The organism is Rhodothermales bacterium (assembly GCA_040221055.1).
GTDB lineage: Bacteria > Bacteroidota > Rhodothermia > Rhodothermales > UBA10348 > 1-14-0-65-60-17.
Map to the genome: position 1 here is coordinate 17,635 of JAVJVN010000004.1, position 20,445 is coordinate 38,079.

A 20,445-nucleotide genomic window follows, 5' to 3' on the forward strand; every position below is an offset into this window, starting at 1 on the left:
CAAACGGCCGGGCGTGCCTATCGTGGGCCTTCCCTGAGCCAGGCCATGGCATCATCCCAGTCGGTCATGACCCGGGTGGTTCCACCGCGATTGCGGGACACCGTTTCCACGAACGTGCTGCGTTCCGCATTTTCAGGTGCCTCAAGGAATACCATCCGGCAGCCATGAAAATGGATCTCGGCGGCCAATCGATTGCCCCAAGCAAAGGCATCGTGCAAGGTGAGGTGCATGTCGGCGTCGCGGAGATCAATCAACATGCCCCAAGGGATGTTGTCCCCCATGTCGGCCAGGAAGGACTCCAGCGCGGCCTTTCGCGTCTCCAGGGAGATGGGTCCGTGATATTTGACGTGCCAAAGTCCTTTTTCAAGGAGGATCAGTTCATATGAGCCTGCGGGGTCTGGCATGCAGCACGTCGGATCGGGAAGCGTTCGTACAGTAATTATACGTATTACGGACAAACAGGTCCCTTACCCTACGGAATCAGGGCCCACTGCGTCGCCGAACTGCAGATCGTGCAGACGTGCGTAGAGTCCATGCTGCTCCATGAGTTCCGTATGCGTACCCGCCTCGACCACACGCCCGCGGTCCATGCAATAGATGATGTGGGCATTCTGGATGGTCGACAGCCGGTGCGCGATCACGATCGTGGTCAGCGGGGTCTTCCGGTTGAATATGCCGTCCAGCGCATCCTGGATGACGGCTTCCGATTCGCTGTCCAGGCTGGCCGTCGCCTCGTCCAGGATGAGCACGCCCGCCTGCTTGATGACGGCCCGCGCAATGGCCACGCGTTGTTTCTGCCCACCGGACAGCTTCACGCCCCGCTCGCCGATCTCCGTGTCGTATCCCTTGGGAAGCGCCGCAATGAATCCATGGGCGTTGGCCACCCTGGCCGCGTCCTCGACCTCTGCATCCGTGGCGTCCGGTCGGGCATACTTGATGTTGTCCCGGACGGTCCCGCTGAACAGGGTGGGCTCCTGCGGCACAATGGCCACCGTGGCCCGGAGGCTGTCGAGCGAGAGTTCGCGAACATCCGTGCCGGCAAACAGGACCTGGCCCTCCTGCGGATCATAGAATCGGCCTATGAGCCGCGTCACGGTGCTCTTTCCGGAGCCCGACGGCCCGACGAGGGCCACGGTCCGGTCGCGCGGGACCGTGAAGTCCAGGTTCCGGAGCGCCGGTTCCTCCGTTCCCGGATACCAGAAAGTGACGTTCCGGAATTCCAGTTCGCCCGCAGGCATAGCCTGGTCATCGCCACCTGACTCCGGCTCCGAATCGAGCAAGTCCGACACCCGTTCGAGCGCGGCCATGCCGGCCTGCAGCTGATTGTTGAAGAACATGACGGACAGGACGGGCTGCTGCAGCATACGCTGGTACATCAGGAATGCCGTCAACTCGCCGACGGTGAGGGATCCCTGGACCACCATCCAGCCACCAATCAGCAGGATGGCGCCAATGCCGTACTCGGCGGTGATCCCGATGAGACCTTCCATCCAGCCCACATCCTTCCGCCGGTCCAGGTTGTGCTCCACATACGCGCTGTTCTCCGCACCGAAACGGTCGGTTTCCATGCGTTCGGCGGAGAACGACTTCACCACCTGGATATTCCCGATGACCTCGCTGGCGACGGCGGTCATTTCCCCGACCCGGCTCCGGATGTGCCGGGCCATGATCCGGAGCGGTTCCTGGTAGTGGCGTGTAATGACAGCCAGTACCGGCGTCACCAGCAAGTTGATGAGGGCCAACCGCCAGTCCATGACCAGCACGATGGCCAGCACCACCAGGATGGAGAACAACTGACCGGCCAGGCGGGTCGATCCGGCCTGGATCATGCCCTCCAGCGCGTTCACATCGCTCACCACACGGGAAACCAGCGATCCGGAACGCTCCTCTGCGAATCGGACCACCGGGAGGCGGAGCATCCGCTCGTAGGCCCGCATCCGGATGTCACTGATAATGCTCTGCGTGAATGCGAAGCTGAGGTACATCGAGGCGTATCCGACCAGCGTCTTGACCAGGTAGAAAACGGCATAGGCGGCCGCAAGCCACAGGAAGGGCTGCACTTGCCCGGACGGCACGACCGTATCGAACGCATACCGGACGAACTGCGGACTCACCGTTCCCAACGAAGCCGACGCACTGATGAGCAACGACAGGCCAATGACCTTGGACTTGTAGGGCCGCAGGACATGCCACAGCTGCCGGACGCTGTCGAACGAGCGGGTAGATGACGTATGGGAGTCTTCTGTCGACATGGAGGGTCCTACGCACGGACCTTATGCGCAGGTCCAGGCGTAGAAATGTTCTGTACCGTTCAACCAACAGCCTCATTCATGGCCAAGCAGGAACCGATAAAGCAGGAAGGTGTCGTCACAGAGGCACTTCCGAACACCCAATTCCGGGTCGAACTCGACAATGGACACGTCATCCTGGGGATTCTGTCCGGCAAGATGCGCAAGTTCTTCATCAAGATCCTTCCCGGCGACCGGGTGGACGTCGAACTGTCCCCCTACGATCTGACCAAGGGTCGTATTGTCTACCGCTACAAGGGTTAGAACACGGTGATCGTGCGGGACGTTGTTTGCCCGCCAGCGGTCACCAGGCGAACCACGTACGAGCCAGCGGAGAGCTTCCCGACAGGCAGCACCAGCTGGTGCCGTCCGGCGGTGCGATACCCGTTGACGAGGACCGCCACCCGTTGACCCAGCATGGAGTACAGCTCCACCGTCACCGGACCCGGCGCGGCGATTTCGAATGCCATCTGCCCGTCAGTCCCCTTGCGGAGCGGATTCGGCCACGTCGCATGGAGTACCGCCCGTCCGTCCTGCGTGGCACGGGAGGACGGTTCCAGCCCTTCCACATCCACGGTCATGAGCCCTTCGGGCGGAGTGACACGCGGCTCCTCGTCCAGGAAAACGTGGAACTGTCCCGGTGCCAGCGTCCATTCCAGTACATGGGATGCGCCGGCCGAGCCGAATTCCATGCTCCGGCGCCCGAAGAAATCGAACCATGTTCCGCCTTCGGGAAGCGTCAGGCTGACGGTCCGCTCTACCACGTCGAAGTTCCCCACGACCACCGCCGAGGCACCCGATGCGCCGAGCGTCAATACCTGGGATTTGACCAGTCCGCCCAGATCCTGCACAATGGCCGTCGATGGACTCGTGAACACCTCATGGGCCGCCCGCAGGCGGATGAGGGCCTCGTAGGTATCGCGTAGACGCGCCCGGTCCGGATGGTCCAGGTAGGACCACCGGATGGGTTTTTCCCCGGTCCGGCCGTTGAAATCAATCGATACGTCGTAGCCCAATTCTCCGAACTGCCAGATCATCTTCGGGCCCGGGGTGGTGAGCAGGAAGGCCGCTCCCGACTTCATCCGGTCCAGCGCCGTCGGCAGGTCCTGCGTGGAGTACGAACCCGAGGCATTCCCGAACGCGACATTCTTCGCCATGAGCCGCTCTTCGTCGTGGCTCTCCATGTAGGCCACCACGTTCGGAAGCGTCCACGAACGACGCCCGAACCAGATGCCGGAGATGTCCGCGCCCGACGCGTACCCCATGGCCGACTGCTGGAATCCATGGGTGATGTTCGCCCATACCATGGCGCCGTGCTCGGCCAGTTGCCGCTCTTCCGTCAAGCCCGTCCAGTGCTCCAGGATGACATAGGCATCGGGGTCGACTGCGTACAGGCCGTCCATCATGCGTTTCACAATCGCTATCCGGTCTGCGTCGTAATTGCCGCCGGAATTGTTGTTGGTGAACCCCTTCGTCAAATCGAACCGGAAGCCATCCATGCGATACTCCGTCAGCCAATGCCGCGTGACCCGGTCCACATACGCCCGCGTTTCCGGGCTCTCGTGGTTGAAGTCGACGCCGAAACAGGTGCCGTCCGACGGGTGCGCGCACACGGCATTGAACCACGGATTCTGAGCCGAGGGCTGCCCGCCCGACCAGTACTGCCGGGCCAGCGGACTCTGCCCGAACGTGTGGTTCAGCACGATGTCCATGATGACCGCCATGCCCCGCGCGTGCGCTGCGTCCACGAAGCGCTTCAGGTCGTCGGCCGGGCCATAGTACTTGTCCACGGCGAAGTGGAAGGAGGGGTTGTACCCCCAACTGGAGTTCCCCTCGAACTCGTTGGGCGGCATGAGTTCTATGGCGTTCACGCCCAGTCGCTCCAGGTAGCCGAGCGTATCGATGAGCGTGGACCAGTCGTGCTGCGCGAGGAAGTCCCGGACCAGGAGTTCGTAGATCACGAGTTCGTGGGCGGGAGGGCGCTCGAAGTCGTTTACCGTCCACACGAACGCCTCCTGGGCCGTCTCGAAGATGGACACGGCGTGAAGCGTCTGACCCTCGGGGTATGGCTTCAGGTCGGGGTAGATGGACGCGGGTATGAATGCGTCCTCGGGCGAGAGCACTTTTTCCGCGTAGGGATCGGCCAGGCGCAGCGTTCCATCCATGACGTACTGGAAGGCATATTCGCGGCCCGGCTCGAGCCCGTCCAGGGTGATCCACCAGTGTACGCTGTCCTCCCGGATGGCATCCCGGTGGAGTGCCCCGTCCGGATGGATCTCCCAGTCGTTGAAGTCGCCTATCACGTGGATGAACGACTTGTAGGGCGCATACACGGACAGAGTCACGCGCGACGCATCGGTGGGGTCGTAGGTAATGCCATCAACGATGCCCACCGGACGGGGCGCGTCGCTTGGCGCATCCACCAGAACGGCGTAGAAAGAGTCGGATGCCGTCTCTGCGCCCTGCCGGGCCTCCACGCGCACGTCCACGCGTCCGGGCGACATGAGTGGGAGCGACCAGTCGAGGGTATCGTTGGCCACCGTATACACCGCCGCGCCGTCCACGAAGAGGGTCAGGTCATCGACGGTCGGCAGCGAAACGGCCCGGATATCGATGGTCCCGGGTTCCGACCGAACGACGGGCTCAAGCGCGCTCGCCGCCGGCGACACGATCGACACGGCCACATCTCCCCGCGAGAGGTCCAGGAAAACGTCGCAGGACCCGGTCCCCTTCCCGGTCCGGTTGCCCGATGCGTCGCGGAAGACCATGGCCAGGCGGAGGATGTCCTCGGACGCCGGCACGCCGTACCACGACCGGATGTCGTCGATGGTCAGCGTATACGTGTCGGGGGCCGTGCGCGTCATCCGGGTCTGGGTCGTGTTCACGCCCCACGCCGTCCGGACGTAGCGCCAGTTCGCCGCATTCGGGCCGCATCCATCCTGGACGGCACTCAGGTTCGTGATGACGCCGGTGTGGATGTAGACGTCCCCGGTATGGCCCATCAGACCGCGATCGCCTTCGTTGGCCCGGAAGGTGAGCGTCACCGGGCCATCCTCCACCGGAAACGCCGGATCGGAGGAGACGACCTGGGCCTGGGCCTGCCCCGGCGCCATGGTCGCCAATGGACCCAACCCCATCTGGGTGATCAATACCAGCAGAAACGCCGCGAGGCGGATCGGCCTCACGGTTTCGGCACGAGCCGCACGATGGACGGGCTGCCTCCCGGGCTGTCGAGTGCCACGTACACGTATCCCTCAGGCCCCTGACGAACATCCCGTACGCGGCCGATGTCCTTGAGCAGGGTCTCCTCGCTGACGACCTCCTGACCGTCCATGGTCAGACGGGCCAGTTGTTGGCCGGCCAGTCCTCCGACGAAGAAATTGCCGTCCCATTCCGGAAATGCCTCGCCCGTATAGATGAGCAGGCCGGACGTGGCAATGGACGGCACCCAGTAGTACACCGGCTGCGTCATTCCCTCTTTTTGCGTGGTGTCGTGCAGCTCGGATCCGCCGTAATTCACGCCGTAGCCGATGACCGGCCATCCATAGTTCTGCGCGGGCTGCACCAGATTCAATTCGTCGCCGCCCTGCGGACCGTGCTCATTCAGCCATACCTGGTCCGTAACCGGATGCACGGCAAGGCCTTGCGCATTCCGATGGCCCCAACTCCAGATTTCCGGAAGCGCATTTGCCTGACCCACGAACGGGTTGTCCTGGGGGATGCGCCCGTCGTCGTGCAAGCGGATGACGGTACCGTGATGGTCCGTCAGCTGCTGCGCAGGATGCGCCGACAGGTCCCCGCGCGGCGGGGCCTGCCGATCGCCAACCGTAATGAACAGGTAGCCGGCCGCGTCAAAGGCCAACCGGGATCCGTAATGCCCACGACCTTCGGATTGGGCGACGAAAATGTCCTCGACGTCCAGCAGGGCGCCGTCCTCATACCGGGCACGGGCCACGGCCGTCGTGGAATTGTCGCCTACCGGCTTCGAGTAACTGAGGTAAATGATGCTGTTTGAAGCGAAATCCGGATGCAGGATGACATCCAGCAGGCCGCCCTGGCCCTGCGCATGGACCGCCGGAACGCCACTGACCGGCTCGGCATCCACGGCGCCGTCCCGGACCACGCGGAGGCGACCCGGGCGCTCTGTGACGAGCATGTCTCCATTCGGGAGGAAGGCCATGGCCCAGACATGCTCCAGGCCTCCGACCACCGGTTCGACGATGAAGATTTCATCCCCTGTTCGGGGTTCGGGCTGGGGCTGCGCACAGGCGACGGTGGACAGGGACACGAAGAGCGCCACAATCGGAAGACGCGCGCGTAGTGGGTTGGAGATGAACGTGGGCATGGGTCGATGTTCGGCAGGTGGCGGGAGTCGGGTCGCACGAAATTTGAAAACCCGCCCCTGAACCGTGAAGTTCCTGTCCACATCTTCCGCCCGGTGGTCAAATTGTGGATATTGGGCCGTCCAAAACAGTTAAGACCCAAGTCTGATGACAGTGATCCCCGATTTGAAGTTGTCCCGATGTGCACCGGCCGCTCGCGCATTCGCGCATGTGCTGGTGCTTACACTCATTGTGACGCTGGCGTCCGCCCTGGCCGCACCCGCCCTGGCTCGCGAGCAGGTCCAGGAGCGCCAACGGACCCAGGCGCGCCAACACGCGGCTCTGGATGTTTCGCCCCCGCGGATTGAAGCCGAAATCGTGGTGGACGGCGTGCTCGACGAACCCGAGTGGCAGCAGGCCGCTGTGCTCTCCGATTTCAGCCAGTATCAGCCGGTGGATGGTCGTCCGGCGTCCGATCCCACCGAAGTCCGGGTGTGGTACAGCCCGCAGGCCATCCATTTCGGGATCCACGCGCGCGAACTGCATGGTGACGTGGTCCGTGCCACCCAGGCAAACCGGGACAACATCAACAGTGAGGACCAGATCCAGATCCTCTTGGACACGAACAACGACAGCCGGATTGCCTTTGTGTTCGCCGTGAATCCATTCGGCGTCCAGGCCGACGGCACCCGGAGCGACAACTTCGGCGGGGGCGCAGGCGGTCGGTCGGCCACGGGCGGCGGCTCCCGCAACATCAATCCCATGGACGGCAACCTGGACCTGAACCCGGATTTCCGGTTTGATTCGGCCGGGCGCCTGGTGGACGATGGATACGTCGTCGAAGTCCGGATTCCCTTCCGGAGCCTCCGATTCCAGGACGCCGAGGTGCAGGATTGGGGCCTGCACATCCTGCGCCGCGTGCAGCATTCAGGATTCCAGGACACCTGGGCACCAGCGGTCCGGGCCAACGCCAGTTTCCTCGGGCAATCCGGCACACTGAAGGGACTCACCGGATTCCAGCGGGGACGCATCCTGGAAATCGCTCCTTCGGTTACCGGCCGGCTGGACGGCGCGGAGGATTCCGGTGGGGATTGGGCCTATTCGGAAGAGGCTGAAATCGGGGCCGACCTCAAGTGGGGCATCCGCCAGAACCTGACACTCAACGGCACCATCAACCCCGACTTTTCCCAGGTGGAGGCGGATGTGGGCCAGGTCGTATTGAATGAGCGATTCGCGCTGTTCTTCCCCGAGAAACGCCCCTTCTTCCTGGACGGACTCGAGCTGTTCGATACGCCGAGCCAGCTCATCTATACTCGCCGGATTGTGGCTCCGGTGGTTGGAACGAAGCTGGCGGGGAAAGTGGGCGTGACCAACATTGCGACCATCATTGCCGTGGATGACCGGACCTATTCGGCGTCGGGCGATGACAACCCCGTCTTTGCGGTTGCGCGCGTGCGCCGCGACCTGCCCGGCAACGGCGTGGCGGGTGCCGTGCTGACAGCCCGCGAGGAGGGCAGCGACTGGTCCCGCCTGGCCGGTGGTGACATCCGGTTGTACCACTCGCAGAAGTATTTCGTGGAGCTCGAAGGGGTCGGGTCGTGGACGTCGGCGGGCGGTTCGACAGCCTCGGGATCGCTCTTCAAGGGCACGTGGGACCGGACGGGGCGGAACTGGGGATTCAATTACTCGGTCAACGCCATTTCACCGGACTTCCGTGCGGCCGCCGGATTCGTGAACCGGACGGGCTTCATCAACGCATCGTCCTTCAACCGATTGACGGGATACGGCGCGGAAGGCGCACTGATCGAGACGTTCGGGGGATTCGGCGGTGTAAGCCGCCTCTGGGACTACGAAAACACCGGCGATGGCCCGCTGGAAGGCGGTGAACAGCTGTTCCCATCGGCCACCTTGCGCGGTGGATGGCGCCTGAGTGGCTCCCTGGCCCGGAATTTTTTCACGTACGATCCCGCCGCCTACGCTGGCCTCGAGGTGATATCCGGCGCCGGGGCCATTACGCCGTTCACCGTCCCCGGACGCGAGGACAACCTGGTCTCCGGCTCGTTCGGCGTCACCACCCCGACCTTCCGCTCATTCACGGCCAGCGTGACCTACAGCCGCGGAGAAACCGCCCTGTTCGCGGAAGCTGCTCCGGGCTCCAGCCGGCGTGTGGACGTGGTGCTCGACGTACGTCCGACATCGTCGCTGCGTGCGTCGCTCCAGATTACCGATCTTGTACTGAGGCGGGACGTGGACGACAGCCAGTTCTCGTCGGAGCTCATTCCGCGCCTGAAGGTGGAGTACCAGTTGACCCCGTCCGTGTTTTTCCGCGTCATCGGCCAATACGCGGCGCGGGAACGTTCGGCGCTCCGTGACCGGGAAGGACGTCCCATCCTGTCCGGCGGCGCACTGACCACGGCCAGCGAGCAGAACACGTTGAACCTGGATGTGCTCTTTTCCTACCGCCCGTCGCCCGGCACTCTCGTGTATCTGGGCTACGGCTCGGCCATGGACGACGTGGGCCAGAAGCGCTTCGAACAATTCGACCGCACCGCCGACGGCTTCTTCACCAAGATCAGCTACTCCTTCCGGGCGGACCGCTAACCCCCCAAGAAGCGAATATTTCCCAGCTCAGATGCCTTCCGGAAGTAGCGTGCATCGGCCGTCATCATGGTTGATCCCGTTTCCAATGCTACAGCGTGGTAGAGTGTATCGAAAAGGTGGTGTTTCAGTTCGGTTGATAGCCGTACTGCGCGACTCCAGATCTCAACTTCGTCGAATGTTTGCCACTCCAGTGCGTGCAACAATGCCGTGTCTGCCTCTGCAGACTCCGGACTGAGGCGTGCCAGCACACCCGCGGTTTCGGCCAGCCAATGGACTGGCTGACATACGCTGACCCGTCCGGACTGGACGTCGGCCCACACGTCCCGGCCATGACGGAAGAGCTCCGTTGACGCAGACGACGGAATGAGCGCGGCCACGATTACACTGGCGTCCAGAGTGATCATTTATGCATCCCGCAGGGAATCCCGGGCTTCAATGAAGTCGGCCTCGGATGCTTTCCGTCGCAATGCGACACGAGCCAAGAGCTCATCCATGATCACCTGTCGCCGGATTTGGCGTTGGTCTTCCTCTACGGCCTGCTCCATGAGCCTCGCAATGACGGCACTCTTGTTTCGGCCCTTGAACTGCTTGTTGAACACGTCTTTCACCTCATCCGGAACGCTGAAATTGACCGTGGCCATGCTGCACCTGCGCAATTGTTGATGATTTCAACAACCCAGCCGTCGTGTGTGGAGTTCCAGACACGCCAGCCGTGCATTCATAACCCATCCGGGGCAGGCCAGCGCTACCGGGTTCCGGAGTCCGTTTCCGGAGTCCGCTCGCGCGGAGGCAGGCTGAGCCCATCCGGACCGGTTGCGAACCCCATTGCATGGGTGCGGATTGGGGATTTACGAGCCGAATCACGTCGTCTGGACGTAGTCCTCGCCGGGGTTGATGAAGAGGTTCTCCTCCCACTTGTACTGCTGGTCGTGCAGGTCGCGGTAGCGGCCGCCTGCGGCCATGAGCTCGGCGTGCGTCCCTGCCTCCACGATTTCGCCGTTCTCCAACACCAGGATGCGATCTGCACTACGGATGGTCGAGAGCCGGTGCGCGATTACGAAGGTGGTCCGGCCCTGGCGCAACTGGCGGAAGCCGGCCTGGATGAGGGCCTCGCTCTCGGAATCCAGACTGGACGTGGCCTCGTCCAGGATCAGGATCCGGGGATCGGCCAGGATGGCCCGCGCGATGGCTATCCGCTGACGTTGCCCGCCCGACAACTTGATGCCGCGCTCGCCGACCACGGTGTTGTATCCCTCGGGAAATTCGGAGATGAACGTATGGCAATGGGCCAGACGGGATACCCGTTCGACGTCCTCGAGCGAGGCATCCGGCCGCGCAAACCGGATGTTGTCGGCCACCGTGCCATCGAACAGGAAGTTTTCCTGCAGCACGACGCCCAGGTGCCGACGGAAATCCTTCAGCTTGACGGAGGACAGGTCCCGTCCGTCCACCAGGATGCGACCGCTGTCGGGCCGATTGAAGGCCATCACGAGGCTCACGAGCGTACTCTTGCCGGATCCACTGGACCCGACCAGGGCCGTCGTCGTGCCGGCTTCTGCAGCGAACGTCACGCCCTTCAGAACGGGCACGCCTTCCTCGTAGCTGAACCGGACATCCTCGAACGCAATGGTACCACGGACGTCGTCGAGCGGCTCGAGCGACGCATCTTCCTGGTCTTCCGTGGGATTTGCCATGAGCTCCCGGATGCGGTCCAAGCCGGCAAACGCCTCCGAAACCTGGGTGCCGATGGATGCCATCTGCACAATGGGTGCGGCCAGGAGGCCAATCAAGAAGATGTACAGCACGAAGTCGCCCAGTGTCATGGACTCCTCGATGATGGCGCGGCCGCCCACCACGAACATCAGGATTCCGATGCCTCCGATGATGAGGCCGGCGAACGTGGAAATGGCCGATACGCCGGTAATGGACTGCTTGACGTTGCGGAACAGGCGCTGGACACCGTCATGGAACACCGACTGCTCGCGTTCCTCCACACCGTAGGCCTTCACGATCCGGATGCCACTCAGCGTCTCGCTCAAGCGGCCGGTGACGTCCGCGTTGATTTCGCCGCGCTCGCGGAAAACCGGCCGCAACTTGTTGAACGCCAACGCCATGCCGCCTCCGAACAGGGCCAGCAGGACCAGCATCATGGCCGTCAGCTGCCAGTTCAGCCAGAACAGGGCTCCGAGCGCCAGCACGGCCGTAAAGACACCGCCCACCAGCTGCACGATGCCGGTGCCCACCAGATTCCGGATGCCTTCAGCGTCCGTCATGATCCGGGAGATGAGCACGCCGGTCTTGGTGCCATCAAAATACCGGACGGGCAGCCGGGTGACGTGGGCCTGGACCCGGGCGCGCATGTCCATGATGGCCGCCTGCGCCGTGATGCTGATGACCTGGGCCAGGGAGAAGGTGGTCACCGCCTGGATGACGGTGGCGACGGCCACGGCCAGGGCGATCGGAACGAGTAATTCATGCTTGCCCGCACCGAGGACGTCATCAATCAGGTATTTGGAACTGGCCGGCAGCACGAAGCCACTGAGCCGGTTGATGACCATGAGCACGAACCCCAGGGCCAGTTTGTGGCGGTGCGTCCACATGAGGGCGCGGGCTTCACGCCACGTTGCAGCTTTCTTCACGGGTTTGGACGGGGTCGGGTTGGAAAAACCCGTGAACGAAGGTCGGGGCAATAGGTTGTACGGCCCATGTATTTCATCCATCATCCCGACTGCCTGCTCCACGATGTGGGGGCGTGGCACCCCGAGCGGCCAGCCCGGCTCAACAAGATCCGGGACTACCTGGTAGCCACGGGTCGCATGGGTCTGATGACGGTGCTCGAAGCGCCCATGGTTTCAGAGGATGCGGTGCTCCGGGTGCACACGCGGGCGCATGTGGACCGGCTCGAACGACTGGCGGCGCACGCCACGGCGGATGCGCCGTCGGTGATTGATTCCGATACGATGGTGACGCCTTCGACGATGGATGCGGCGGGGCGGGCGGCCGGCGCCGTCCAGCACGCGGTGGACCGCGTGCTGGCGGATGCCGCCGCAGGCGGCCAAAACGCGCACGCGTTTTGCGCCGGCCGCCCCCCCGGCCACCACGCCACCCCGACCGCCGCCATGGGCTTCTGCTTCCTGAACAACGTGGCCATCGGCGCGGCCCATGCCCGCGAGGCCCACCAATGTCAGCGCGTGGCCATCGTGGACTTCGACGTGCATCACGGCAACGGCACCGAGGCCTTCGTCGCCGGAAGGGACGGGTACCTGTTCCTGAGTGTGTTCCAGCATCCGTTCTACCCGCCCGTGCCCGACGCGCCACCCGCCGACAATGTCATCCACGTCAAACTGCCCGCCGGAACCGCGAGCGCCCAATACCGGGAGGCCATCACGACGCATCTCCTGCCTCCGCTCCTGGCGTATCAACCGGATCTGCTCCTGCTGTCCTCTGGCTTCGACGGCCATGCCGCCGATCCGTATGCCGACTGGAACCTGCACGAGGACGACTACGGGTGGCTGACCACGCGCCTCCTGGAGACCACGGACTGCCCCGTGGTGAGTGTCCTTGAGGGCGGGTATGACCTGGCCGCGTTGGCCCGGTCGGTGGCCGCCCACATCGACGCGCTGCTGTAAGCCTAGTCGAACGTCATCGTGAGCGTATACACATTATCGCTGAGCGTGCTCTCCAGTTGGTCGAACGCCCGGTGGAAGAGCGTCAGCATGGCCTTGTTGTCCACGAGCACATCCGCGACGAATCCCGTGATTCCGGCCTTCCGGGCAGAGAAAATCAGGCTCCGAAGCAACGCGGCGCCAATCCCCTTGCCCTGGTGCTCGTCGGCGACCAGCAAGGCAATTTCGGCGTAGTTCGTACGGGGGTTCAGGATGTAGCGGCCAATGGCCACAATCCGGCTGTCCTCGTTCTCGCCCACCGTCGCTACCATGGCCATGTCGTCCTTGTAGTCCACCCGCAGGAATTCCTGCAGCTTTTCATGCGGCATGGCCTTGACCGTGCTGAAAAACCGATGGTAGATGGTGTTCTGCGACAGGGAGTAGAACATTTCCCGCATCTGCCCCTCGTCGGTGGCCTTGATGGGCCGCAGACAGACCTTCACGCCGTCGCTCGACACCATCTCCTCTTCCAGGTCGACGGGGTACTGCGGCGTCGAGAAGGGCATTTCAATCTGGTCGGCGTACACCACGCGGCGCGCTTTCGCCTCCGCCATGAGCCACGGCCGAAACTTGGGATGCGCCACCTGGATGAGTGCCAGTGCCCGCTCGCGCACCGTCTTGCCGTGCAAATATGCCGTGCCGTACTCGGTGACCACATAGTGCACGTCGGCACGCGACGTCACAACGCCTGCGCCCGGCTTCAGATTGGGCACAATCCGGGAAATCGTGCCGCCCGAAGCCGTGGACGGCAGCGCGATGATGGCCTTCCCTTCCACAGCCCGACTGGCACCGCGGACAAAGTCCACCTGGCCGCCGAATCCGCTGTAGAACGACTCCCCGATGGAGTCGGCGCACACCTGGCCCGTCAAATCCACCTCCAACGCCGAGTTGATGGCAATCATGCGGCGGTTCTGGGCCACAATGAACGGATCGTTCGTGTATTCACTCGGCCGGAATTCGACCATCGGGTTGTTGTCGATGAAGTCGTACAACTTGCGCGAACCCAGTACGAAACTGGCCAGGATCTTCCCGGCATGCAGCGTCTTCTTGTTGTTCGTGATGATGCCCTTCTCGATCAGCGGGATGATGCCGTCCGAGAACATCTCGGTGTGGATGCCCAGGTCGCGGTGCCCCGTCAGGAAGTGCAGGACGGCATCGGGAATGGAGCCGATGCCGAGCTGCAGCGTCGCCCCGTTCGGGATGAGTCCCGTGATGTTGCGGGCAATGGCTTTCGACAGTTCATCCGGCGAGCCCTGCGGTGCCTCCAACAACGGATCGTCGCAGGGCACCAGCCGGTCAATACGGTTGACGTGGATGAAACTGTCTCCAAGCGCCCGGGGAGCGTTCGCGTTGACTTCGGCAATCACAATCCGGGCGCTCTCCGCCGCCGACTTCACCACGTCCGTAGCCACACCGTAGCTGCAATACCCGTGCTCGTCCGGCTCCGAAACCTGGATGAGCGCGATGTCGATGGCTATCCGGCGGTTCTTGAACAAGCGCGGGATTTCCGACAGGAACACCGGCGTGTAGTCGGCATCGCCCCGCGCCACGGCCCCACGCACGTTCTTGCCAATAAAGAACGCATTGTGCCGGAAGCGACCGGCATGCTTGGGGTCGGCGTATGGCGCAATGCCGAGCGTCATGATGTGGACGATCTCGATGTCACTGACCGCGGGATTGTCGACCATGGCCCGGACCAGGGATTGCGGCTCGCCGGCACCGGAGCCAATGAATACCCGGCGCCCGTGTGCCATATCGGCCACGGCGGCATCGGCCGTGAATACCTTGTCTTTGTAAAGTGATTTCCAGTCCTGCATGACGATACGACGGGGGAGTTGGCAACAGTATGGGCGATGGGGGTGCCCCATGCCGACCCCAATTTACCACCCGCGAAACCGCTCCGTGCCGTACCCCACCTGACACGATTGCCGGGGGAATCCCTACAGTTCCATGTGCAGGATGGGGAAAGGGCGACCTTGCGCATCCGTGGCCGATCGCGACCGCACCAGAAATCCATACTTCCGGTAGAAGGCCAGCGCGCCAGGATTCCCTTCGTTCACGTCCACCCGCCAGACCCGGCACACGTCCAGCGCGTGTCGCATGAGCGCCCCACCGACGCCGTGTCCCATTGCGGCCGGATCCACGAACAGCGCCTCCAGCTTTGACCCCGAGATCCCTGAAAAACCCAGGATCACTCCCTCCTCATCGACCGCCACCGTCACATCCAGCGCGGTCTCGAGGGCATCGGCCACGAGCGGCACGAGCCCGGCAATGTCATCCTCCGTAAGGAACGTGTGCGAGGCACGGACCGAGGCCTCCCAGAGTTCCACCAGGCGCGACGCATCGGCCGCCTCCATGGCCCGAAGCGCAACGTCAGCGCACATCGCCTTTGATGAATCGACCCACGGCCAATACGCTGCCCGTCCATCCCACGAAAATACCGGTCAACACCAACAACACGGAGAACGACACGCGCAGCATCACCGAAATCGCGGTCATCTGCGGAATGTACAGGCGCATGGCAGCGTAGAGCGCCGCCAATACCAACAACGCCAGGGCGGCGGCGACCACACCCTGGACAATCCCCTCCACCAGGAACGGCTTGCGGATGAACCCGTCGGTCGCCCCCACCAAACGCATGGTCCGGATCATGAGACGCCGGGCATAGATGGTCAGTCGGATGGTATTGGCCACCAGCACCATGGACGCAAAAATCACCAGGATCCCGAGGGCGGCGCCGATCATGGATATCAGGCGCACGTTCGTCTGCACCTTGACCAGCAACGGCTGGTTGAAAATCACCTCATCGACCCGGTTCCAGGACCGGAATTCCTCAACCAGACGCGACAGGCTGTCGGCGTTGGCATAGTCCGGTTCCACGCGGACGCGGATGGAGGCGGGCAGGAAGGCCGCATCGAAATACACGTTCGCCTCCTCCCCGAACTCCTGCCGGAAGATGAGTTGGGCCTGCTCCTTCGAAATGAACGTAGCTTCCTCCACACCGGGGACCACCTCGGCACGGGCCTGCAACGCCAGGGCGTTCGCCTCCGACGTCTCCTCCAGGAACAGCTCCACCTCACCCACGCGCTGCTTGAGCCACGTACTCACGGTCCGGGCTTCCCACGACACGATGGCGAACAACCCCAGCAGAACCAGCGCGACGGTCATGGACAGCACCGAGGCCGCGGTTGAAAACCGCGCCCGGTTCAATCCGGCCAGACCTTCGCGCAGGGTGTAGGAAATCATGGGTTACATTCCCGGCATGAGCATGACGGCATTCTGGACGAGTCGCGCCGGCCCGACCCAGAACAGTCGGTACTGGGTGTTGTCCACGAGCAGCACGACCCGCCCGCTCCCGGACGTCTGCACGGCGGCGAAGGCATGCCCGGCAATGCGGCGGGTATTCTCACCCGAGGCGTATCCGGAAATCAGGACATCGTCCGGATTTTTCGCATACCAGCCCACCGTCTGCAACCGATCCGACGGGACCAGCGCATCGGCATTGAACTTGATGGAGTAGAGCGATTCGCCGACCCCGAACGCCAGCGGATGCGTTGCATCCAGTTGTCCCAGCATGGCGGCACCGGGCACCCGGCGCAGCCCCGACGAATCGGACCGCGCTTCGTACGGCGTGTAGTAGCGGTCCTTCAGGCCGGACGACGAGTCAGGCTTGGGAGCCGGTGCCCATTTCGCATCGACCAGGCCGGATGACACGGCAAACGACGTGGCACTTTCGGTGGCCACCAGCGTCCCGCCCGCACGGACCCACGCCGACAGGCGCTCCGTCTGCGTGCTGTCCAGGACCGCGCTGTAACTGCCACCGGCCAGGAGTACGACATCGTATTCCGTCAGGTCCAGCGATGGGAACGATCCGGTCCGGATCCGGTCCACCCCGAACTCCGTCCACTGGTCGAACAGGAACCACAATTGTCCGGCAGTGAGGGAGGAGACGCCCTCATCCACCAGGAGGGCCACTTTCGGCTCTTCCACCGGTCTTGAACTGCCGGACGCCAGATCGATGCCTTCGTCCATGCGACCGGTTTGGAAGGCCTGGATGCGGACTCCCGTCTCACGGGCAATCCGCTGCATGTCGGCATGGATGCGGTCCGCGCGCTCCCGGTTGCGGCCCATGAGCACGACGAGCGATCCCCGTGACCACGTCGTCCCTTCGAACGTGAAGGGTTTGGTAACCGAACGTACCCGGTAGTCGGCGCGCCAGAGCGCGGCCAGGGCCTTCGGCGCATGCCGCTGCGCCCAGTCGATGACGTAGGCATACCCGGCCTCGCCACCTTCCACCCGGCCAGCCACCCGGGGCGCTTCCGCAACGCGCTCGGTCGCCACACGAATGTCCGACTCGGACCACGCGGCATCCAGGTTGTAGGCCAGCGGGACGGACCACGTGGACATGTCGTACATCACGCTGTCCTCGATTTCCATCCGTCGCTGCATGAGCGTTTCAATGAAGATGTGGTCGGCCTGGTCCGTCCGGACCACATACGTTCCGGCGTCGAACGAGCGCGCGGACGGTGTCCCCGTCCGGTAATCATGCGCATCCCGGACCGTGGCCGCCGCCGTGGTCCGTTCCACCGTGACACCGTGCTTCAGGAGTGTATTCAGGACCTCGTACAGATACCCGTTGCCCTGGTCGTCCGGCAGCCAGTAGGCGGTGGTCCGTGTCGTGCGGCGCGCCGGATCGTGGAACGCCACGAAATAATCCAGCAGCGCACGGCGGTTTTCCACGGCCGCCTCGATGGTCGCCAGCGACGTCTCGTAATGGTCGAAAATACGCTGGCGCAGCGTCAACACGTATCCGTCGTCGGTCTCGACCGCCCGGCCGCCGCGGCTGTGTCCTCCCTGCTCGGTGAGCATACCGATGGCCCCGAACAAACTCGGATAGGACGAACCGTAGCCTGGATAGAAAAAGTCGAAGGCTTCGCGCGTGAAGTAATTCACCTGCGCCCGGTCGAAGGCCTCGGCGTTGGCTCGTCCGAACAGGTCGGCCCAGTTGTCATAGGCGTCCGGCAGGTTCAGATTCCGCGGCGACTGCCCCGGCATGGTGAAATAATTGGCGTTGAAGCCCTGTTCGTGATAGTCCGTGTGCACCTGCGGCAACCATTGCTGGTACACGTCAATCCGGCCGCGCGACTCCGGATGCACCAGCCAGGTCCAGTCCCGGTTCAGGTCGAACCAGTAGTGGTTGCTGCGGCCACCCGGCCAGGGCTCATCATGCTCCAGATCGGACGCATCCAGCCGCAATTGCTTGCTGGCCACCGAACGGTACCAGTACACGTACCGGTCCCGACCGTCGGGATTCATGCTGGGCACGATGATGACCACCACGTCCTCCAGGAGCGCTCCGGTCCCGGCGTCCGTCGCCGAGGCCAGATGCCACGCCACCTGCATGGCCGTCTCCGTGCTGGAGGCTTCATTTCCGTGCACGTTGTACGACAGCCACACGATGACCGGGTTGTCGGCCAGGATGGCGTCGCGCTCGGCGGTCGGCGTGGCCGGATCGGCCAATCGCGCGTTCGCCTGGCGGATTTCCTCCAAGCGTGCGTGGTTGGCCGCGCTCGTCACCCACAGCACCGGCATCGGCCGGTCTTCGTACGTCGTCCCGAACACGTCCATGGTCACCCGGTCCGACGACGCTGCGAGCGTCCGGACATACGCCACCATGTCGGCATGGAACGTGTAGTTCGCACCCGGCGCATAGCCCAGGAAGGCTTCGGGGGATGGCACGTCCGGGTTGCGCGGCGTGTCCGGACTGAACTGGAAATGGGGAGGCAGGAGCACCGGCGCGTCGGCCGGATTCTGTGTTGAATCCTGTGCAGCGGCCGGTGCAGCCACCAGAAGTGCAAACAGCGCGAGTCCCGTCAGGAACCGGGTCGGAAAAAGGGTCGGGGTCATCGGGTCAGTACGTTGGTTTGCGCCAATATACCTGCCATCACCGAACGATGAGCAGGGGTTTGATGTGCACGTTTCCGGAAGATGCGATGCGCACGGCGTACCATCCCGGCGGCAGCGTGGACACATCCACCGTGGCCGCTGCGCCATCCGATGCGCCGCGCCACACCGTGCGGCCCATGACGTCGTGGATGGACAGCGGCGTGCCGCCCTCGACGGTTATCCGGTCCCGGGCGGGCAGGGGATAGATCCCGGCAAGCGCTGGGCGGTTCGGGGGCGCGGCGGGCTCAAGCCCGACAACGGCGGCCGGCTCCACGCCGCGGCCCAGGAGCACCGCGCGAAGCTCCGTCTCATACTGTCCTCCGTAAAGCACCTGCTCGGCCGCGAGCAGATCGGCCGCCGCCGTTTCGAACGTCAGCCCCACGTCGTGCCGGCGCACCGCTTCGAGGGCAATCCGGTCGGATGCCTCCGCGCCTACCGCCGAGCGCATGTCCCACAGAAGGTTGCCCCAGATGATGGCCCACACGTACACCTCCGTGTAGTTGTTGAACGAGGCCTTGCACTTGCGATCGCCCGTATGGTACCTGAGACAAAAACCATACTGCAGGGTCGCATCCGGAGCGCCGAACCCCCAGTTCCAGACATCGGCCGGCAGGTCGAGCCGGCGCAGGTCCGTATCGTTTTCGGGCCCCTCACAGTCGTTCCGCGGCGGACAGGTCACAATCCATTCCCCGAACACCGGATCGTCTGTGTACGTGGCCGCGAAATAGTCCGCATAGCCTTCACTCAGGGCGCGCTCCTGGGTGGTTGATTCCGTCGTGAGGACCCAGCCGAGGTCGGCGGTCACCAGATGGGTGTATTCGTGGTAGATGAGATCGTCCGACAGGGCGCCGTTCTTCATGAAGATCTCCCCGGCGGCGACCTTCATACGGAGCGTCGGCGCATCCGCGAAACCGCCGTCCCCGATGATGTGCGCCGTGGCCTCCGCCTGGAAATCAATATCCAAACCCATCCGGGCCACCCAATACTCCGCCGCGAACCGGTCCACGTGCCAGTACAGGTTCACGGCATCGAAATGTGGACAGACCTCCGCGTTCAAAGGACAGTCGCGGATGCTGTCCAGGACGGGATCGTAGCGGAAATCGGCCTGCCCGTCCTTGCCGGGTGCCGCGTCGCGGTTTCGGTCCAGCACGTCGCTGCGGGCCCGCACAAACTGGCCGTCGAGTGCCGTGGCATCGCCATGCAGGCGCTCCAGCGTGACCTCCTGCGCATCCCCTTCCATGGGACTCTGCAGGAAGACACGGGCCGGCGCCGTACCTCGCGCCGTGAACCGGGGCGTGCGGTACGACAGGCTGCTCACGACTCCCCTTCTGCCCCGGACCGGCCCGAACACCACGCCCTCACCCGACACGTGCGTGGCCATGACCTGCTGAACCGGGCAGATCTCCTCCATAGTGTCATCCACGAAAGGGACCGCGGCCTGCCCTGCCAACTCCGCGGGAGTCACCGCCGAGCCCACACCCCAAAGCACCACTATGGTCCACCATCTGCGCATGCGAAACCCTACGCTACCCACCGGAAAAAGGTCTATCCGGCTGAATGCTTCTCGGCGAGGCATTCTCCGGAAACAATTTGGTTCGTCAGTCCCGAATGGTTGAATGGTGG

The 20,445-nt window shown here is 63.6% G+C and carries 15 protein-coding genes; 3 read left to right on the plus strand and 12 right to left on the minus strand.

The window, feature by feature from the left end; genetic code table 11:
* Positions 1-17 precede the first annotated feature (17 nt).
* Both RIE53_00695 and RIE53_00700 read right to left on the minus strand, forming a co-directional pair.
* The gene (locus RIE53_00695) at positions 18-404 is read right to left on the minus strand and encodes a hypothetical protein (GenBank protein ID MEQ9103192.1); all 387 of its coding nucleotides are present in this window, start codon (positions 402-404) and stop codon (positions 18-20) included.
* Between the two features lie 63 nt (positions 405-467).
* The gene (locus RIE53_00700; protein MEQ9103193.1) at positions 468-2,252 is read right to left on the minus strand and encodes an ABC transporter ATP-binding protein; all 1,785 of its coding nucleotides are present in this window, start codon (positions 2,250-2,252) and stop codon (positions 468-470) included.
* A gap of 78 nt (positions 2,253-2,330) precedes the next feature.
* Here RIE53_00700 and infA point away from each other — a divergent pair, with 78 nt between their 5' ends.
* The gene (infA, locus tag RIE53_00705) at positions 2,331-2,552 is read left to right on the plus strand and encodes a translation initiation factor IF-1 (protein MEQ9103194.1); all 222 of its coding nucleotides are present in this window, start codon (positions 2,331-2,333) and stop codon (positions 2,550-2,552) included.
* On the opposite strand, the gene RIE53_00710 is transcribed toward infA, so the two are convergent.
* Positions 2,549-5,473, minus strand: a complete 2,925-nt coding sequence (locus tag RIE53_00710; protein ID MEQ9103195.1) for an alpha-amylase family glycosyl hydrolase — start codon at positions 5,471-5,473, stop codon at positions 2,549-2,551. The genes infA and RIE53_00710 overlap by 4 nt on opposite strands.
* Entirely contained in the window at positions 5,470-6,633 is a 1,164-nt protein-coding gene (locus RIE53_00715; GenBank protein MEQ9103196.1) for a PQQ-dependent sugar dehydrogenase, read from the minus strand. The genes RIE53_00710 and RIE53_00715 overlap by 4 nt, the downstream gene beginning before the upstream one ends.
* A gap of 145 nt (positions 6,634-6,778) precedes the next feature.
* Here RIE53_00715 and RIE53_00720 point away from each other — a divergent pair, with 145 nt between their 5' ends.
* Positions 6,779-9,211: a DUF5916 domain-containing protein gene (locus RIE53_00720; GenBank protein MEQ9103197.1), complete on the plus strand. Its 2,433-nt coding sequence runs from the start codon at positions 6,779-6,781 to the stop codon at positions 9,209-9,211.
* On the opposite strand, the gene RIE53_00725 is transcribed toward RIE53_00720, so the two are convergent.
* The 3 genes from RIE53_00725 to RIE53_00735 all read right to left on the minus strand — a co-directional run bounded on the left by RIE53_00725 (position 9,208) and on the right by RIE53_00735 (position 11,850).
* Positions 9,208-9,615 carry a type II toxin-antitoxin system VapC family toxin gene (locus RIE53_00725; protein ID MEQ9103198.1) on the minus strand — a complete coding sequence of 136 codons (408 nt, stop codon included), beginning with the start codon at positions 9,613-9,615 and terminating at the stop codon, positions 9,208-9,210. The two genes, RIE53_00720 and RIE53_00725, sit on opposite strands and share 4 nt — an antisense overlap.
* The gene (locus tag RIE53_00730) at positions 9,616-9,852 is read right to left on the minus strand and encodes a hypothetical protein (protein MEQ9103199.1); all 237 of its coding nucleotides are present in this window, start codon (positions 9,850-9,852) and stop codon (positions 9,616-9,618) included.
* 219 nt (positions 9,853-10,071) lie between these two features.
* On the minus strand, positions 10,072-11,850 hold the full coding sequence (locus RIE53_00735; GenBank protein MEQ9103200.1) for an ABC transporter ATP-binding protein: 1,779 nt from the start codon (positions 11,848-11,850) through the stop codon (positions 10,072-10,074).
* A 66-nt stretch (positions 11,851-11,916) separates the two neighbouring features.
* Between RIE53_00735 and RIE53_00740 the strand changes: the two genes are divergently transcribed.
* On the plus strand, positions 11,917-12,840 hold the full coding sequence (locus tag RIE53_00740; GenBank protein MEQ9103201.1) for a histone deacetylase family protein: 924 nt from the start codon (positions 11,917-11,919) through the stop codon (positions 12,838-12,840).
* A 2-nt stretch (positions 12,841-12,842) separates the two neighbouring features.
* On the opposite strand, the gene RIE53_00745 is transcribed toward RIE53_00740, so the two are convergent.
* The 5 genes from RIE53_00745 to RIE53_00765 all read right to left on the minus strand — a co-directional run bounded on the left by RIE53_00745 (position 12,843) and on the right by RIE53_00765 (position 20,335).
* Positions 12,843-14,693, minus strand: coding sequence for a GNAT family N-acetyltransferase (locus RIE53_00745; GenBank protein ID MEQ9103202.1), 1,851 nt, complete (start codon positions 14,691-14,693; stop codon positions 12,843-12,845).
* 123 nt (positions 14,694-14,816) lie between these two features.
* Entirely contained in the window at positions 14,817-15,260 is a 444-nt protein-coding gene (locus RIE53_00750; GenBank protein MEQ9103203.1) for a GNAT family N-acetyltransferase, read from the minus strand.
* On the minus strand, positions 15,250-16,122 hold the full coding sequence (locus RIE53_00755) for a permease-like cell division protein FtsX (GenBank protein ID MEQ9103204.1): 873 nt from the start codon (positions 16,120-16,122) through the stop codon (positions 15,250-15,252). Before RIE53_00755 ends, RIE53_00750 begins: the two co-directional genes overlap by 11 nt.
* 3 nt (positions 16,123-16,125) lie before the next feature.
* A complete protein-coding gene (locus RIE53_00760; protein ID MEQ9103205.1) occupies positions 16,126-18,783 on the minus strand; it encodes a M14 family zinc carboxypeptidase in 2,658 nt (885 codons plus the stop codon).
* 37 nt (positions 18,784-18,820) lie between these two features.
* A complete protein-coding gene (locus RIE53_00765; protein MEQ9103206.1) occupies positions 18,821-20,335 on the minus strand; it encodes a T9SS type A sorting domain-containing protein in 1,515 nt (504 codons plus the stop codon).
* Positions 20,336-20,445: the final 110 nt, after the last annotated feature.

What these genes read in the sequence shown, in the direction of transcription:
- RIE53_00695 (MEQ9103192.1), bottom strand. Translation starts at nt 404, where the DNA reads ATGCCAGACCCCGCAGGCTCATATGAACTGATCCTCCTTGAAAAAGGA.
- RIE53_00700 (MEQ9103193.1), bottom strand. Translation starts at nt 2,252, where the DNA reads ATGTCGACAGAAGACTCCCATACGTCATCTACCCGCTCGTTCGACAGC.
- infA (MEQ9103194.1), top strand. Translation starts at nt 2,331, where the DNA reads ATGGCCAAGCAGGAACCGATAAAGCAGGAAGGTGTCGTCACAGAGGCA.
- RIE53_00715 (MEQ9103196.1), bottom strand. Translation starts at nt 6,633, where the DNA reads ATGCCCACGTTCATCTCCAACCCACTACGCGCGCGTCTTCCGATTGTG.
- RIE53_00720 (MEQ9103197.1), top strand. Translation starts at nt 6,779, where the DNA reads ATGACAGTGATCCCCGATTTGAAGTTGTCCCGATGTGCACCGGCCGCT.
- RIE53_00725 (MEQ9103198.1), bottom strand. Translation starts at nt 9,615, where the DNA reads ATGATCACTCTGGACGCCAGTGTAATCGTGGCCGCGCTCATTCCGTCG.
- RIE53_00730 (MEQ9103199.1), bottom strand. Translation starts at nt 9,852, where the DNA reads ATGGCCACGGTCAATTTCAGCGTTCCGGATGAGGTGAAAGACGTGTTC.
- RIE53_00740 (MEQ9103201.1), top strand. Translation starts at nt 11,917, where the DNA reads ATGTATTTCATCCATCATCCCGACTGCCTGCTCCACGATGTGGGGGCG.
- RIE53_00745 (MEQ9103202.1), bottom strand. Translation starts at nt 14,693, where the DNA reads ATGCAGGACTGGAAATCACTTTACAAAGACAAGGTATTCACGGCCGAT.
- RIE53_00750 (MEQ9103203.1), bottom strand. Translation starts at nt 15,260, where the DNA reads ATGTGCGCTGACGTTGCGCTTCGGGCCATGGAGGCGGCCGATGCGTCG.
- RIE53_00755 (MEQ9103204.1), bottom strand. Translation starts at nt 16,122, where the DNA reads ATGATTTCCTACACCCTGCGCGAAGGTCTGGCCGGATTGAACCGGGCG.
- RIE53_00760 (MEQ9103205.1), bottom strand. Translation starts at nt 18,783, where the DNA reads ATGACCCCGACCCTTTTTCCGACCCGGTTCCTGACGGGACTCGCGCTG.
- RIE53_00765 (MEQ9103206.1), bottom strand. Translation starts at nt 20,335, where the DNA reads ATGCGCAGATGGTGGACCATAGTGGTGCTTTGGGGTGTGGGCTCGGCG.